Origin of the sequence: Thalassospira sp. B30-1 (assembly GCF_015767575.1) — a bacterium.
Lineage (GTDB): Bacteria > Pseudomonadota > Alphaproteobacteria > Rhodospirillales > Thalassospiraceae > Thalassospira > Thalassospira xiamenensis.
Genome location: NZ_CP065232.1, coordinates 1,273,301 through 1,287,090 on the forward strand (window position 1 = coordinate 1,273,301; position 13,790 = coordinate 1,287,090).

13 protein-coding genes are annotated in these 13,790 nt (G+C 56.3%); 9 read left to right on the forward strand and 4 right to left on the reverse strand.

The window, feature by feature from the left end:
• Window positions 1-99: 99 nt before the first annotated feature.
• The 3 genes from IT971_RS05995 to IT971_RS06005 are packed head-to-tail and all read left to right on the forward strand — an operon-like array spanning window position 100 to window position 4,282.
• Window positions 100-1,632, forward strand: a complete 1,533-nt coding sequence (locus tag IT971_RS05995) for an acyl-CoA carboxylase subunit beta (protein ID WP_007091463.1) — start codon at window positions 100-102, stop codon at window positions 1,630-1,632.
• Between the two features lie 12 nt (window positions 1,633-1,644).
• A complete protein-coding gene (locus IT971_RS06000; protein WP_063093738.1) occupies window positions 1,645-2,268 on the forward strand; it encodes an NYN domain-containing protein in 624 nt (207 codons plus the stop codon).
• A 13-nt stretch (window positions 2,269-2,281) separates the two neighbouring features.
• The gene (locus IT971_RS06005) at window positions 2,282-4,282 is read left to right on the forward strand and encodes an acetyl/propionyl/methylcrotonyl-CoA carboxylase subunit alpha (RefSeq protein ID WP_063093866.1); all 2,001 of its coding nucleotides are present in this window, start codon (window positions 2,282-2,284) and stop codon (window positions 4,280-4,282) included.
• 76 nt (window positions 4,283-4,358) lie between these two features.
• On the opposite strand, the gene IT971_RS06010 is transcribed toward IT971_RS06005, so the two are convergent.
• Window positions 4,359-4,886, reverse strand: coding sequence for a TetR/AcrR family transcriptional regulator (locus IT971_RS06010; RefSeq protein WP_063093740.1), 528 nt, complete (start codon window positions 4,884-4,886; stop codon window positions 4,359-4,361).
• 66 nt (window positions 4,887-4,952) lie between these two features.
• Here IT971_RS06010 and IT971_RS06015 point away from each other — a divergent pair, with 66 nt between their 5' ends.
• From IT971_RS06015 to IT971_RS06035, 5 genes are all read left to right on the forward strand, one after another.
• Window positions 4,953-6,029 (forward strand): alcohol dehydrogenase family protein, encoded by a 1,077-nt coding sequence (locus IT971_RS06015; RefSeq protein WP_063093742.1) that lies wholly within the window; start codon window positions 4,953-4,955, stop codon window positions 6,027-6,029.
• A 243-nt stretch (window positions 6,030-6,272) separates the two neighbouring features.
• Window positions 6,273-7,019: an HAD family hydrolase gene (locus IT971_RS06020; RefSeq protein WP_063093743.1), complete on the forward strand. Its 747-nt coding sequence runs from the start codon at window positions 6,273-6,275 to the stop codon at window positions 7,017-7,019.
• 16 nt (window positions 7,020-7,035) lie between these two features.
• Window positions 7,036-7,395: a DUF1244 domain-containing protein gene (locus tag IT971_RS06025; protein ID WP_063093871.1), complete on the forward strand. Its 360-nt coding sequence runs from the start codon at window positions 7,036-7,038 to the stop codon at window positions 7,393-7,395.
• A gap of 23 nt (window positions 7,396-7,418) precedes the next feature.
• Complete coding sequence (locus IT971_RS06030) at window positions 7,419-7,733, forward strand: acylphosphatase (RefSeq protein ID WP_063093745.1); 315 nt, start codon at window positions 7,419-7,421, stop codon at window positions 7,731-7,733.
• 191 nt (window positions 7,734-7,924) lie between these two features.
• Window positions 7,925-8,770 (forward strand): 5'-nucleotidase, lipoprotein e(P4) family, encoded by an 846-nt coding sequence (locus IT971_RS06035; RefSeq protein WP_063093747.1) that lies wholly within the window; start codon window positions 7,925-7,927, stop codon window positions 8,768-8,770.
• Between the two features lie 52 nt (window positions 8,771-8,822).
• On the opposite strand, the gene IT971_RS06040 is transcribed toward IT971_RS06035, so the two are convergent.
• From IT971_RS06040 to IT971_RS06050, 3 genes are read right to left on the reverse strand one after another with little or no spacing between them, the layout of a single operon-like run.
• Window positions 8,823-9,572 carry a DUF4336 domain-containing protein gene (locus tag IT971_RS06040; protein WP_063093749.1) on the reverse strand — a complete coding sequence of 250 codons (750 nt, stop codon included), beginning with the start codon at window positions 9,570-9,572 and terminating at the stop codon, window positions 8,823-8,825.
• 39 nt (window positions 9,573-9,611) lie between these two features.
• Entirely contained in the window at window positions 9,612-11,027 is a 1,416-nt protein-coding gene (locus IT971_RS06045; RefSeq protein ID WP_063093751.1) for an FAD-binding oxidoreductase, read from the reverse strand.
• 35 nt (window positions 11,028-11,062) lie between these two features.
• Window positions 11,063-12,058: an L-threonylcarbamoyladenylate synthase gene (locus tag IT971_RS06050; RefSeq protein ID WP_063093753.1), complete on the reverse strand. Its 996-nt coding sequence runs from the start codon at window positions 12,056-12,058 to the stop codon at window positions 11,063-11,065.
• 258 nt (window positions 12,059-12,316) lie between these two features.
• On the opposite strand from IT971_RS06050, the gene IT971_RS06055 reads away from it, so the two are divergent.
• Window positions 12,317-13,534 carry an MFS transporter gene (locus IT971_RS06055; protein ID WP_063093757.1) on the forward strand — a complete coding sequence of 406 codons (1,218 nt, stop codon included), beginning with the start codon at window positions 12,317-12,319 and terminating at the stop codon, window positions 13,532-13,534.
• The last annotated feature ends 256 nt before the right edge of the window (window positions 13,535-13,790 follow it).

Consider the following 13,790-nt stretch of genomic DNA (forward strand, 5'->3'; position numbering starts at 1 on the left):
ACCGAATAATGCTATTCCAAATCATCATTCAGATTGCATCACCGGCATGACCATCGTCATGAACGCATTCCGGGCGGCCCAAAGTAAGGATCACGCAATATGCAGGATATTATCGCCAAGCTCGAAGTCAAACGCGCAGAGGCGGCCATGGGCGGCGGTCAGCGCCGCATCGACAATCAGCATGCCAAGGGCAAATTGACCGCGCGCGAACGGCTTGATGTTCTTCTTGACGAAGGCTCGTTCGAGGAATGGGACATGTTTGTCGAACATGATTGCGTTGATTTCGGCATGCCCGAAAACCGCATTCCCGGCGATGGCGTGGTCACCGGGCATGGCACGATCAATGGTCGGTTGGTGTTCGTCTTTTCCCAGGATTTCACCGTATTTGGCGGTGCGCTTTCGGGTGCCCATGCGCGCAAGATCTGCAAGATCATGGATCAGGCGATGAAAGTCGGCGCGCCCGTGATCGGGCTTAACGATTCCGGCGGGGCGCGTATTCAGGAAGGTGTCGAAAGCCTTGCGGGTTATGCCGATGTGTTCCAGCGCAATGTCGAGGCATCCGGCGTTATCCCGCAGATTTCCCTGATCATGGGGCCGTGTGCGGGTGGGGCTGTCTATAGCCCGGCCATGACCGACTTCATTTTCATGGTCAAGGACAGTTCCTATATGTTCGTGACCGGCCCCGATGTGGTCAAAACCGTCACGCACGAGGAAGTCACCCACGAGGAACTCGGCGGGGCGATGACCCATACCAGCATTTCCGGGGTGGCCGATCTGGCGTTTGAAAACGATGTTGATCTGTTGTTGCAGACCCGTCGTTTCATGGATTTCCTGCCGCTATCCAATAAGGAAAAACCGCCCGCACGCCTGTGCGAAGACCCGATCATGCGCGATGATTTCTCGCTTGATACGCTGGTGCCGGAAAATCCCAACATGCCCTATGACATGAAGGAACTGATCACAAAGGTCGTCGATGAAGGAGACTTTTATGAAATTCAGCCCGATCATGCCAAAAACATCATCATCGGCATGGCGCGCATGGATGGCCGCACGGTTGGCATCGTTGCCAATCAGCCGATGGTTCTGGCGGGATGTCTTGATATCGCCAGTTCGAAAAAGGCCGCGCGGTTTGTGCGGTTCTGCGATGCCTATAACATTCCGATTGTCACCTTTGTCGATGTGCCGGGCTTCATGCCGGGCACCGCACAGGAATATGGTGGCATCATCAAACACGGTGCCAAACTGCTTTATGCCTATGCCGAGGCGACGGTGCCGAAGGTCACCGTCATCACGCGCAAGGCTTATGGCGGGGCCTATGACGTGATGGCGTCCAAGCATCTGCGCGGTGATGTCAACTATGCCTGGCCGACAGCCGAAATCGCGGTGATGGGGCCAAAGGGCGCGGTGGAAATCATTTTCCGGGCCGATATGAACGATCCCGAAAAGATCGAGGCCCGCACGGAAGAATACCGTGAAAAATTTGCCAACCCGTTTGTCGCGGGGCGCAAGGGTTTCATTGACGATGTCATCATGCCGCATGGCACGCGCAGGCGCGTGTGCAAGTCGCTTGCGATGCTGCGCAACAAGGACATCAAAAACCCGGCCCGCAAACACGGCAACATTCCATTATAAAAGGAGTTGATTATGGGAATTCACGTTTTTTTTGATAACTCTAATGTATGGGGTGGCGCTCAAAATATTCGTTCAGAAAAAGAGCCACACGTACCTTGGTTTTTATTGAGAATATATTACAAAAACATCTTCTCGTTGGTTGAAGGCGGGCGAGAGGTGAAAACTAAAGTCATGGCTGGTTCAGTTCCTCCAGAATGTGATCAGTTATGGGAAAATGCTAAAGGCTTGGGTTGCGATGTAGATCTTTTGCACCGTGTAGAGGATGGAGCGCGTGTGCGAGAGCAGGGTGTTGACGAGCTTTTGCATTTAAAAATTGCGAATGCCATTCTTGATCATGATGCACCGCAGACTTTAGTGGTTGTGAGCGGTGATGGTTCAATATCGGAGTTCGGTACAGGGTTTATTACACAGGTAGAAAGGGCTCTTAAAAAGGGTTGGAAAGCGGAAATATGGTCGTGGTCTAATAGCCTGAAATCGAAATACTACGAATTGAGAGACCTCCATCAGGATACTGTGTCTATTAATACTTTTGATGAGTACTATGATGCGCTGACGTTTGTTAGGGAGGGCATTTACGAGGCTGATGGTAGTCAAATCAAAGTAAGAGAAAGAATCGTTTCTCCTTTGTATTCGTAACATGGAGGCAGTCATGTTCAAGAAAATCCTGATTGCCAACCGCGGTGAAATTGCCTGCCGCGTGATCAAATCGGCCCGCAAAATGGGCATTGCCACGGTGGCGGTTTATTCCGACGCCGATAAAAACGCCCTGCATGTGCAGATGGCCGACGAGGCCGTGCATATCGGCCCGGCACCCTCCAACCAGTCCTATCTGGTGATTGATAAAATCATCGATGCCTGCAAATCCACGGGGGCCGAGGCCGTCCATCCCGGTTATGGGTTCCTTTCGGAAAATCAGGCCTTTGCCAAGGCGCTTGATGCCGCCAAAATCGCCTTTATCGGCCCGCCGGTCGGCGCGATTGCCGCGATGGGCGATAAGATCACGTCCAAGAAAATCGCATCTGAGGCCGGTGTTTCAACCGTTCCGGGCTATATGGGCGTGATCAAGGACACCGACGAGGCGATCAAAATCGCCAATGATGTCGGCTATCCGGTGATGTTGAAGGCATCGGCGGGCGGTGGCGGCAAGGGCATGCGCATTGCGCGCAATGACGCCGAATGCCGCGAAGGGTTCGAGCGTGCCACGTCAGAAGCCGCAAGCTCGTTTGGTGATGATCGTGTCTTTATCGAAAAATTCGTCGAAGAACCGCGCCATATCGAAATTCAGGTGCTTTGCGATAAACACGGGCATGGCATTTACCTTGGCGAACGCGAATGTTCGATCCAGCGCCGCCATCAGAAGGTCGTCGAAGAAGCGCCGTCACCCTTTATTGATCCCGAAACCCGCAAGGCGATGGGCGAACAGGCCGTGGCACTGGCGCATGCGGTGGATTACTGCTCCGCCGGGACGGTGGAATTCATCGTCGACAAGGACAAGAATTTCTACTTCCTTGAAATGAACACAAGGCTTCAGGTCGAACATCCGGTGACCGAACTGGTGACTGGCGAGGATCTTGTGGAATGGATGATCCGCATCGCCAATGACGAAAAACTGACGCTCGCGCAGGATGATGTCAAGCTGACCGGCTGGGCGATGGAAACCCGCATTTATGCCGAGGACCCGTTCCGCGAATTCCTGCCTTCCACCGGGCGTCTGGTGCGGTATCAGCCGCCAGCCGAGAGCGCATCCGTGCGTGTTGATACCGGTGTGTTCGAAGGCGGCGAGATTTCGATGTATTACGACCCGATGGTCGCAAAACTGGTGACGTATGGCGAAACCCGCGATGATGCGATTGCGGAAATGCGGGCCGCCCTTGATGCCTATTACATCCGCGGCATTTCGCACAATATCCCGTTTGTTGCCGCCGTTATGGCCAATAAACGGTTCCAGTCGGGCAATATCACCACCAATTTCATCGCCGAAGAATATCCCGACGGCTTTTCTGCTGATGATCTGCCCAATGATGATCCGGCGATGCTGGTGGTTGTTGCCGGATACCTCAATCAGCGTGTTGCCGAACGCAATGCGCGCGTGACCGGACAGGTCAGCGATCATCCGTTGCAGGTTGCCGAAAGCTGGGTCGCGGTATCGGGTGATGATCACACCGCGTTCGATATCGAAATTGACGGTGTTAACAACGACTATATCGTCGCCATCGGGGACCGCAGCTATGGCGTGTCATCCGACTGGAAAATCGGTGATGCGATGTTTGTTGGCGACATTGACGGCGCGCCGGTCTGCGTGCAGATCGACCTCGAAGGTGTCGGCTATCGCCTGTCGGCCAACGGCATCCAGCGCAGCTTCAAGGTGATGCTGCCCCGTGTCGCCGAATTGCAAAAACTGATGCCGTTCAAGGCACCGCCCGATATGTCAAACTTCCTGCTGTCCCCGATGCCGGGGCTGCTGGTCAAGGTATCGGTGACCGAAGGCCAGACCGTCCAGCCGGGCGAGGAACTTTGCATCCTTGAAGCGATGAAAATGGAAAATGTGCTCAAGGCCGAAAGCAAAGGTGTCGTCAAAAAAATCCACGCCGAGCAGGGCGCGAACCTTTCGGTGGATGCGATCATCATCGAGTTCGAGAAGGACGAATAAGCCGCCTGATCCCTTGAAGGTGCAATAAAAGGTGCTAGTCTTCGGGCCAGCGCCTTTTCCTTTCGGAGCAGAAATCCTATGGGTTGGAGTGCGTCGGTATCCCACCCGCCAGACGCTTCGCTGCGGCAATGGCTTTTGCGCCGTGCAGGGTGAAGCTTTGCGTTAATCCTTCAAGGATCAGGTTCAGCTCGATCTCGTATCCCTGTCGCCCTGTGGCGATGGCGGCTTTGGTTGCGACCTCGACCTTATGGCGTGATAGCAAATCGCGCAGCACCTGATCGCCCGGTGATGCGGCAACGGCGGCGTGGAACAGGCAGCCGTGGCTTGCCTCTGTTTCCATCCAGACACCGACGCGATCAATGATTGCCGAGAGGGCTCTGTCGGGGGCTTCGGGCAAATCGGTAAACAGCAAATCAATGTAGCGCTGATGGCGGTGTTCAAGGGCGAGATGCACCATGTCGGCCCGCGATGGTGTGTATTTATAGAGCGTGCGCAGGCTGACATCGGCGGCTTCGCGCAGGTCGTCAACACTGGGTTCGGCAAAGCCGCCCTTGGCAAAGGCCCGCTCAAGACCGGCGGCGATTTTCAGTTTTGTATCCGTCATGTTGACAAATGTAGAACGTTCCCTTTACCGTGGCAAGTAGAGTAATCGTTCTACATGGAGTGACCAATGACCGATATCCCGACAAAAATGCATGGCGTTGTTCTGACCGGGCATGGCGGGCTTGATAAGCTCGAATGGCGCGAAGACCTGGAAACGCCAACCCCCGAAGCCGGGCAGGTTCTGATCAAAGTCGGGGCATCGTCGGTCAACAATACCGATATCAATACGCGCATCGCCTGGTATTCAAAGGCCGTTCGCGGTTCCACGAGCGAGGGCAGCGATGCCGGTTTTGGCGAGGATGCCCTTGCCGATGCCACCTGGTCGGGCGGTACTTTGGCCTTTCCCCATATTCAGGGGGCGGATTGTTGCGGCACGATTGTCGCACTCGGGCAGGGTGTTGATCCCGCGCGCCTTGGGCAGCGTGTTCTGGTTCGGGCCCTGCAATCCGTTCCCAACGAGGACGGAACACACCGGGTCGAAACATTCGGCAGCGAGACGAACGGGGCCTTTGCGCAATATGCCGTGGTTGCGGATAAAAACGCGATTGCCATCAAATCGGACCTGTCGGACACCGATCTTGCATCCTTCCCATGCGCGTTTTCAACCGCCGAGGGGATTATCCAGCGCACAGGCCTTGGGGCGGAACGCGTCCTTGTAACCGGGGCATCGGGCGGTGTCGGTTCTGCGGCGATTCAGCTTGCCAAGCGGCGCGGGGCCTATGTTGTTGCGGTGTCAAGCGCGTCAAAGGCCAATGCCCTGCGTGATCTTGGCGCGGATGAGGTTCTTGACCGTGCAGATGAATTGCCGCGCAACCGCTTTGATGTCGTGATCGATCTGGTTGGCGGGCCGCGCTGGCCCGAACTGCTTGAAACCCTTGTTTCTGATGGTCGGTATGCCACTGCCGGGGCAATCGCCGGGCCGATTGTCGAGCTTGATCTGCGCACGCTTTATCTTAGGGATTTAACACTTTATGGCTGCACCCATCAGGAAGATCGCGTTTTCACCGATCTGGTGAAATATATCGAAAAGGGTGAAATTCGTCCGCTGGTCGCGGAGGTTTACGACCTTCGCGATCTCGCCAAGGCACAGGAAGCATTCGTTGCGAAATCGCATATCGGCAAGATCGGTATCCTTGTCAGCTAGGGCCGGGTCCGCCGGGAGATGGCCCGGAAATGGGCCGGGAAATGCGCCGGGGGAGAGTTCCCCCGGCGCTTTTTGTTTCATACCTGTTCGATCCGACGGGTTTGCAACCCCTTTCGAACAGTTGTTGCGCATATTAAATACAGGAAACGGGGCTTTACGGGGATTTCCGGCTGACTTATGGTCGCGGATTGAGGCCGGGTGCTTTCTGCAAGGCCATCCAAGAACAAGAAACGAGGCGTGAATATGTATAAACTGATTGCTTTTGATGGCGACGATACGCTGTGGCATAACGAACCGCTGTTTCGTGACGCCCATATCCGCCTGCGCGAAATGCTTTCCCACTATGTCGATGCTGATACGGTCAATGATCGCCTCTATCAGGCGGAACTGTCCAACCTTTCGATTTATGGATACGGTATTACCGGCTTTACCCTGTCGATGATCGAAACCGCGATTGAGCTTTCTGATAAGAAAATCAGTGCTGCCGACATTCATGAACTGGCCGAAATCGGCAAATCCATGCTGCGCGCGCCAACCCGTCTGATTGACGGGGCAGAAGAGGTTTTGCGCCATTATGCTGCTCATCCCGAACGCAAGATCGTCCTCATCACCAAGGGTGATCTGATTGCCCAGCAGCTCAAGATCGAGCGTTCCGGCCTTGAAAGCCTGTTTGCCGGTGTTGAAATCGTTTCGGAAAAAGATCCGCTGACCTATCGCAATATCTTTGGTCGTTATGGTGTGGAGCCATCCGAAGCCGTGATGATCGGCAATTCGTTGAAGTCCGATATCCTGCCGGTGCTTGCGTGTGGCGGGTCGGCGATCCACATTCCCTATGAAATCACCTGGGTCCATGAAATGGTCGATCAGACCGAAATCGACAATGATCATTTCGTGACGGTCGAAAGCATTGCCGAGGTCCCGGAAAATATCGAAAAACTTGAACAGGACCTGCCAGCCTATGGCAAGGTCGGGAGTATGGAAAATGTCTGATTGCGCCGGTTCGGAAATGTCGACCGAGGCATCCCTTGCCAATGGCCCGGCGGCAAAGCTTGACCCGCAAATCAAGCTGGAACTTGAAGCCGCCGCCTTTCGCGGCCTTGTGCAGCATCTTCAGGACCGCAAGGATGTGCAGAATATCGATCTGATGAACCTTGCCGGGTTCTGCCGCAACTGCCTTGCCAAATGGTATCTGGCGGCAGCGCGTGAACGCGATGTGGCCATGGATTATGACGGCGCGCGCGAGGTCGTTTACGGCATGACATACGATCAATGGAAAGACAATCATCAGGCTCCGGCAACAGCGGAACAGAAACAGAAGTTTCAGGATACCGCCCATCTGCACGCCAATATTCCCGGTGCGAAGTAAACATCACATCAAAGGATGTTGCCATGACCACCACCGAACCCGACCCGCAAACAGGCACCGGAAACATTTCCGTCCTTGCCCGGATCGAAGGCCGGGTGCAGGGCGTGTGGTATCGCGCCTGGACGGTCGAGGAAGCGCGCAAACGCGATCTGACCGGCTGGGTGCGCAACCGTGCGGATGGTACGGTCGAGGCGCTGTTTTGTGGCTCGGTGGCCGGGGTGCAATCCATGATCGCGGCCTGCCATGATGGCCCGACGCATGCGAATGTCACCCGCGTGCATGAAGAACCCGGCCTTGAAGACGGTTTCACCACTTTTGAAAAACGCCCGACTGTCTGACTGCGGGCCGCCGGATTGGCGCCTTTATCCAATCGCGTCCAAAACCTTTTTCCGCCCCTATGCAGAAAAAGGCTTTTTCTTTGGTGCGGTGCGGTGGCATGCTCTTGCAATCCTGTCCGGCTGGTCAGATCGCTGTTTTGCGTATCGGGTGTGCTATGGCCGGATCGGGAACCAAACAGGGAGAATAAAACATGAAATTGACGACGAAATCATTTGGCGTTGCTGTTCTTCTGGCGGGATCGGCCTTTGGTGCGCAGGCCCAGGAACCGGCACAGAATGACGGTTTGAACGCATCGCTTTGGTATCAGACCTCGGTCGAATATAAAACCACGGCCCTTTCGGTTTATGCAGGCGCGCAGCGTCTTCTCGATGCGGCGATTGGTGATCATGGCTGGACCGCCGCCCTTGAACAGGATGGCAACTATTCGGCCAAGCCGCCCGCGATCATCCTTGATGTTGATGAAACCGTGCTCGATAACTCGGCCTATCAGTCATGGGTTGTGACGGCCAATACGTCTTACAGCTCCAAAACCTGGGCGGCGTTTGTCGACGATGCGATTTCAACCCCGACCCCGGGCGCGCTGGAACTGACCAAGGCGGCCGCCGACAAGGGCGTTGAAGTCTTCTATGTCACCAACCGCAAGGCCGCCGAAGAAGCCGCGACAATCAAAAACCTTCAGGAATACGGCTTCCCTTACGCCGATGCCGACCATGTGATGGTGCGCGGTGAAAAGGAAGAATGGGGTTCTGCCAAGGCCACCCGCCGCGAAGCGGTGGCGGCGGATTTCCGCGTCATCATGATGTTTGGCGATAACTTCGGCGATTTCACCGACGATATCGATGGCACCATCGACGAACGCCTCGAAGTCATGGACAAATACGCGACCTATTGGGGGGAACGCTGGTTCATGCTGCCAAACCCGACCTATGGATCATGGGAATCCGCGGCATTTGGCAATGACTGGAAAAAATCCCCCGAAGCCCGCCGTCAGGACAAGCTTGACGCGCTCAATAGCTGGGGCGGCCCGAAAGAATAATTTCTTTCGAATCTGGCGATCAAACGGGGGCGTGCCATGATCGGCGCGCCCCTTATTTCATGACCCAGCGGAATGCGCGTTTAAGCTCGGCTGTGCCGTTGTGATCATACCAGCGGCCATGCGCCATAATCACCCGTTCCGGTGCCCAGTCGATCATCTGATCGACTGCCTTGCGAAGGCTTTCCTTATGCCCGGCAAAGGTCATGCGTATATCACGCGGCGCACATCCATCCGGGTCCATCGAGCCAAACATCCGCACCAGCCACCGCCAGATCGGGCTTTTGATTTTGTGGGCTTCGAAATTCTCGATCAGGTCGGTAAGGATCAGGCTGTTTGATTTCGGGTGATAAAACACGGCCTCGGATAAATAGCCGCCGCGTACCATCACCTGTTTGATTTCATCCGCCCATTCCGGTTCGGCACTATCTGCCAGTTCGGCGTCAAACGATACCGTCATGCCGACCGATTTTGCCCGTCTGATCACACCGGGCGCACAGAAACTTTGCGCCGCCGGATAGGCCGCCTGCCATTCCGGCACCCCGGCATAATGGATGGTGTTGGGTGCAATCAGACAGGCAACTTCGCCCAGTGCATCAACACTGGCCTTAAGCTCTGCCGTCAAGCGGATCGGTGAATGGACAAACAGCTTCTCTGACGCCAGCCGAATGATCGTCATCCGGGTCGGAAACGGCAATTTCATGCCGAGATACTGAAACCCGATCACCGGGCCGTCAATGATCCAGATTTCGTCCCCAACAGCCTTGGGAACATTCAGCGGATCATAGGTATCAATCGAAAACATCGCGGACCTTTATGGGGTTGGGGGCGCCCATGATGTGGTTTATTTCACGATCTTGCCGGGATTGAGCATACCATCGGGATCAATCGCGTCCTTGATCACACGCAAAAGCTTCATCTTTTCCGGGCTGGCGTAACGGGCGAGTTCATCAAGCTTCAGCTTGCCAATGCCATGTTCGGCACTGATGGAGCCGCCAAGATCGGCGACAATGTCATGGATCAGACGGTTAAGCGTTTCCCAGCAATCGAGAAATGCCTGTTTTTCCATCTCGACCGGCTGGGTGAAGTTGAAATGGATATTGCCATCGCCGACATGGCCAAACGGGCAGGGGCGAATGCCCGGAATCAGATCCCCGGCGGCTGCCATGCCGCGCACAAGCAATTCCGGCACCCTGGAAACCGGGACCGATACATCATGCTTGATGCTGCCGCCTTCAAAACCTTGCGCCTCGGGGATGCCTTCGCGGATCGCCCAAAGATTGGCGCGCTGGGCTTCGGACTGCGCCAATGCCGCATCGCTGGCAAGGCCAGCCTCAAGGGCGGCTTCCAGAAGGTCGCTTAGGACCTCGTTCAGATCATCCTTGGGCCGTGACGAGGTCAGTTCGATCATCACATACCAGTCCGAAGGGGCGGCAAGCGGGGCGGATAGACCCGGCAGGTGGGCCACCGTCATATCATGGGCAAAGCCGCAGATCAGCTCGAACGCGGCAATCGCATCACCGCTTTCACGCCGGGCAAGCGCCAGAAGGTCAAGAGCCGCATTCGGTCCGGGGACGGCAACCCACGCGGTCGCGACATGGCGGGGCTTTGGAAACAGTTTCAAACTCGCCTTGGTGATAATGCCAAGCGTCCCTTCGGCCCCGATAAACAGATCGCGCAGGTCATAGCCGGTATTGTCCTTGCGCAATTTCGAAAGCCCGTTCCACACGCTGCCATCGGGCAGAACAACCTCAAGCCCCAGCACCAGATCGCGGGTATTGCCATACCGGATGACGTTCAGCCCGCCGGCATTGGTCGCAAGGTTGCCGCCAATCTGGCAGGTTCCCTCCGACCCAAGGCTAAGCGGGAAGATCAGATCACGATCAAGGGCAGCTTCCTGAAGAGTTTGCAGGATCGCACCGGCTTCGACGGTGGCGGTAAAATCGCGCGCATCGATATCAATGATCCGGTTCATCCGTTTCAGGTTCAGGATCACCTCGGCTGCATTGGCAACCGCCCCGCCGCATCGCCCGGTATTGCCGCCCTGGGGCACAATCGCAATGCCATGGGTTGCACAGATCGCGACACATTTGGCGACTTCATCGGTATTGGCGGGATAAAGCACCATGCCCGCGTCGCCTGCAAACTTGCCACGTGCCTCGGCATTGTGCGTGGCCAGTATATCGGCCTCCATGCTCCAGCCTTTCGGGCCAAGGGCATCCTGAAGTTCCTTGATCGCGCTGGCGGGCAGGATGTGCATGGGGGCTGTTTTCCGCTCGGCTGAGGTTGGAAGAATTACGGGGTCGGATGAAGGGTGCGGGGCGCGCTGGCGCGTTTCATCCGGTCATTGATCGCAAGCCCAAGACCGTGATCCGGGATTGGCGCAATCGCGATCCCGTCAAAGCGCTTCTGATCGGCTTCGTGCAGTTTGGCAAACAGGTTGGCGGCGGCCTCGCGGTCATCGCCGGTTATCGAAAGCCACAGGACCTTGTCAAACCCCTTTGTCACGCAATCCCCGAATGCCAGCAATATTTCATGGCCGTATTTCTTCTGATCCGGTGCCGTCGCATTCAGCCGCACCGGCAATCCCGGCGCATAATGGCTGGTCAGCATTCCGGGGCTTTTGGGGGCGTTGTCATCGGTTTCGGCCATCACGACGTCGCATCCCAGAACTTCCGCCACCTGATCGCGGGTAATCCCGCCGGGGCGGAGCATCACGACGCGGTCGGTGGTCAGATCAATCACCGTGCTTTCAAGCCCGACCCCACATGGGCCACCATCCAAGATCATGCCAATCGCATTGCCAAGGGATGCTGCCACATGGGCGGCTGTCGTCGGGCTGATCCGGCCGGACCGGTTGGCCGAAGGTGCTGCAATCGGGCGGCCGACCGCGCGCAACAATGCGCGCGCCATTTCATGTGCGGGCACACGCACCGCAATGCTGGGCAACCCGGCGGTGGTCAATTGCGATACATTGCTGTCGGAACGCTTTGGTAAAACAAGCGTCAGCGCACCGGGCCAGAACGCATCGGCAAGCTTATCGGCACGCGCATCGAAAATCGCATGTTTGGCGGCGGCATCGCGATCAGGGAAATGGCTGATCAGCGGGTTGAAGCTTGGCCGTTGCTTGGCGGCAAAAATGCCCGCAACCGCATCGTCATTGGTGGCATCCGCACCCAGCCCGTAAACCGTTTCGGTCGGAAACGCGACAAGTTCGCCCGCGCGCAACTTGGCCGCGGCCTGCGTCAGGGCACCTTCGGAATAGGGGCGGATCGTCAAAGCCGGGGACATCAAGCATTCCATAAAAAATATAGCTCTATGAAATACCTAGCGATGATAGTCGGGAATGACAAGCTGGAAGCGACTTTATCGCTGTTTGCATTGATCGAATGATCGTCCCGGTTTAGGGTGTCGGTCGCAGGAAGAACCCCATGATTGATCCTGGTTCGCGCGTGGTGCGTGTCAAAGCCTGCATCCTTCATATCCGGCCTGCTGCAAACACCCGCTCAGGCCCTCGGAACGGTGTAATCCATCGCAAGGAGGGCCATTATGCCTTTGCACATGCCATCACTCTCCAAGGCCGCAACGATCCCGACCCATATTGCCGTGCCGCTGGCCCTGATTAATCTGGCGTCGTTTGTTTCGCAGATCATTCAGATCGGCGTGATCGACACGCTTTTGCCGCTGGCACTGACCAATGCCGGATTAGGGGAACGGCATGGCGGCATGATGCTGTCGCTTTACTGGATTGCCGATCTGATCGGCGGGTTCTTTGTCGCGGCGGTTTTGCGCAAAACCCATCCCGTCATCCCGCTTGTCGTCAGTGGCCTGTCGTTTTTCACCCTGATTATCGTGGTGATGTATGCGCCGCAATCGGCGTTTGTCCTGCCCGCAACCCTGTTTGCCGGGGTGGGGCTGATTTTGCGGTGGGTGGTGTGTGACGGGCTGATCGTGCAACTGGCCCCGCGTGATAAACTGGGCCGGGTGGTTGGTTTTCATGAAACCCTGATGGGGCTTGGCATTGTTCTGGGCCCGATCCTGATTGGCTGGTTTGGATCGGATGCATTCGCCATGTCTGGCATTGCCCTTGCCGCTGCCATCATCCCGCTTTTCTGTGCTGTTGCCATGCCGCGCCTTGAAATGACATCAACCCAGAAGGGCGCGGGGGCAGCATTGCGACGCTGGATTGATCATTGGGATCTGGTGCTGATTGCCTTTGTCGCGGGGTTTGTTGAAATCTGCTTTTTATCGGTCCTGCCGTTGCAATCGCAACGTGACACCGGCCTTGCCGAAGCTGGTTTGTGGCTGGCGGCGGTCTTTGTGTTTGGCGGCACGATCTGCCAGCCGCTTGTCGGTTATGTTTCGGATAAAAGCGGTCCGATCAAACTGGCTTGGCTGTGCTTTGGTCTGCTTCTGGTTGGCGCGGTGCCCATGGCGCTTGCCGGATATGGCATCACGGCGGCAATTATCCTGTTTGCGCTGGGTGTCGCGGTGGCCGGGCTTTATACCGCCGCTGTCCTGATCGCGGCCAGCGGCCGGGGGAAAGGACAAGGCGCAGGAGGAGGAGCGGGGCAGGGATATCAGGTCGGCGTTCTGGTGATTGTCTCGCAAAGCTATACGCTGGGTGCGATTGTTGGCCCGTCGGCGGGGACGTCGCTTCTGGTGATGATCGGGAACTGGGCCCTGCCGGTTCTGGTCTTGCTGGCGGCGGGGATTTCGGTGCTGCTTTTGATGATGCGCCGGACCACACCTGCACCGGGAACCTAACCCCAAACAGCGCAGAGCCGCCATCAAGATGGCGGCTCCATTTTACGCTCTAGCCCGGTGGTCGCCCTGCAGCAGTGACCCGGACCGCGTCGCCGTGATTCCGGCGGCTATTTACGTCACCTACACGTTGTGTGGCGATAAAGATTGTATAGCAAAAAATACGCTAAAAGTCAACAAAACTGCGGGATTCAGTTCTTTCAATAAAAGCCATAAAAGAAGCTGCAGGTGCCTGTTGCGCCGCATCAAGGACAAGCTG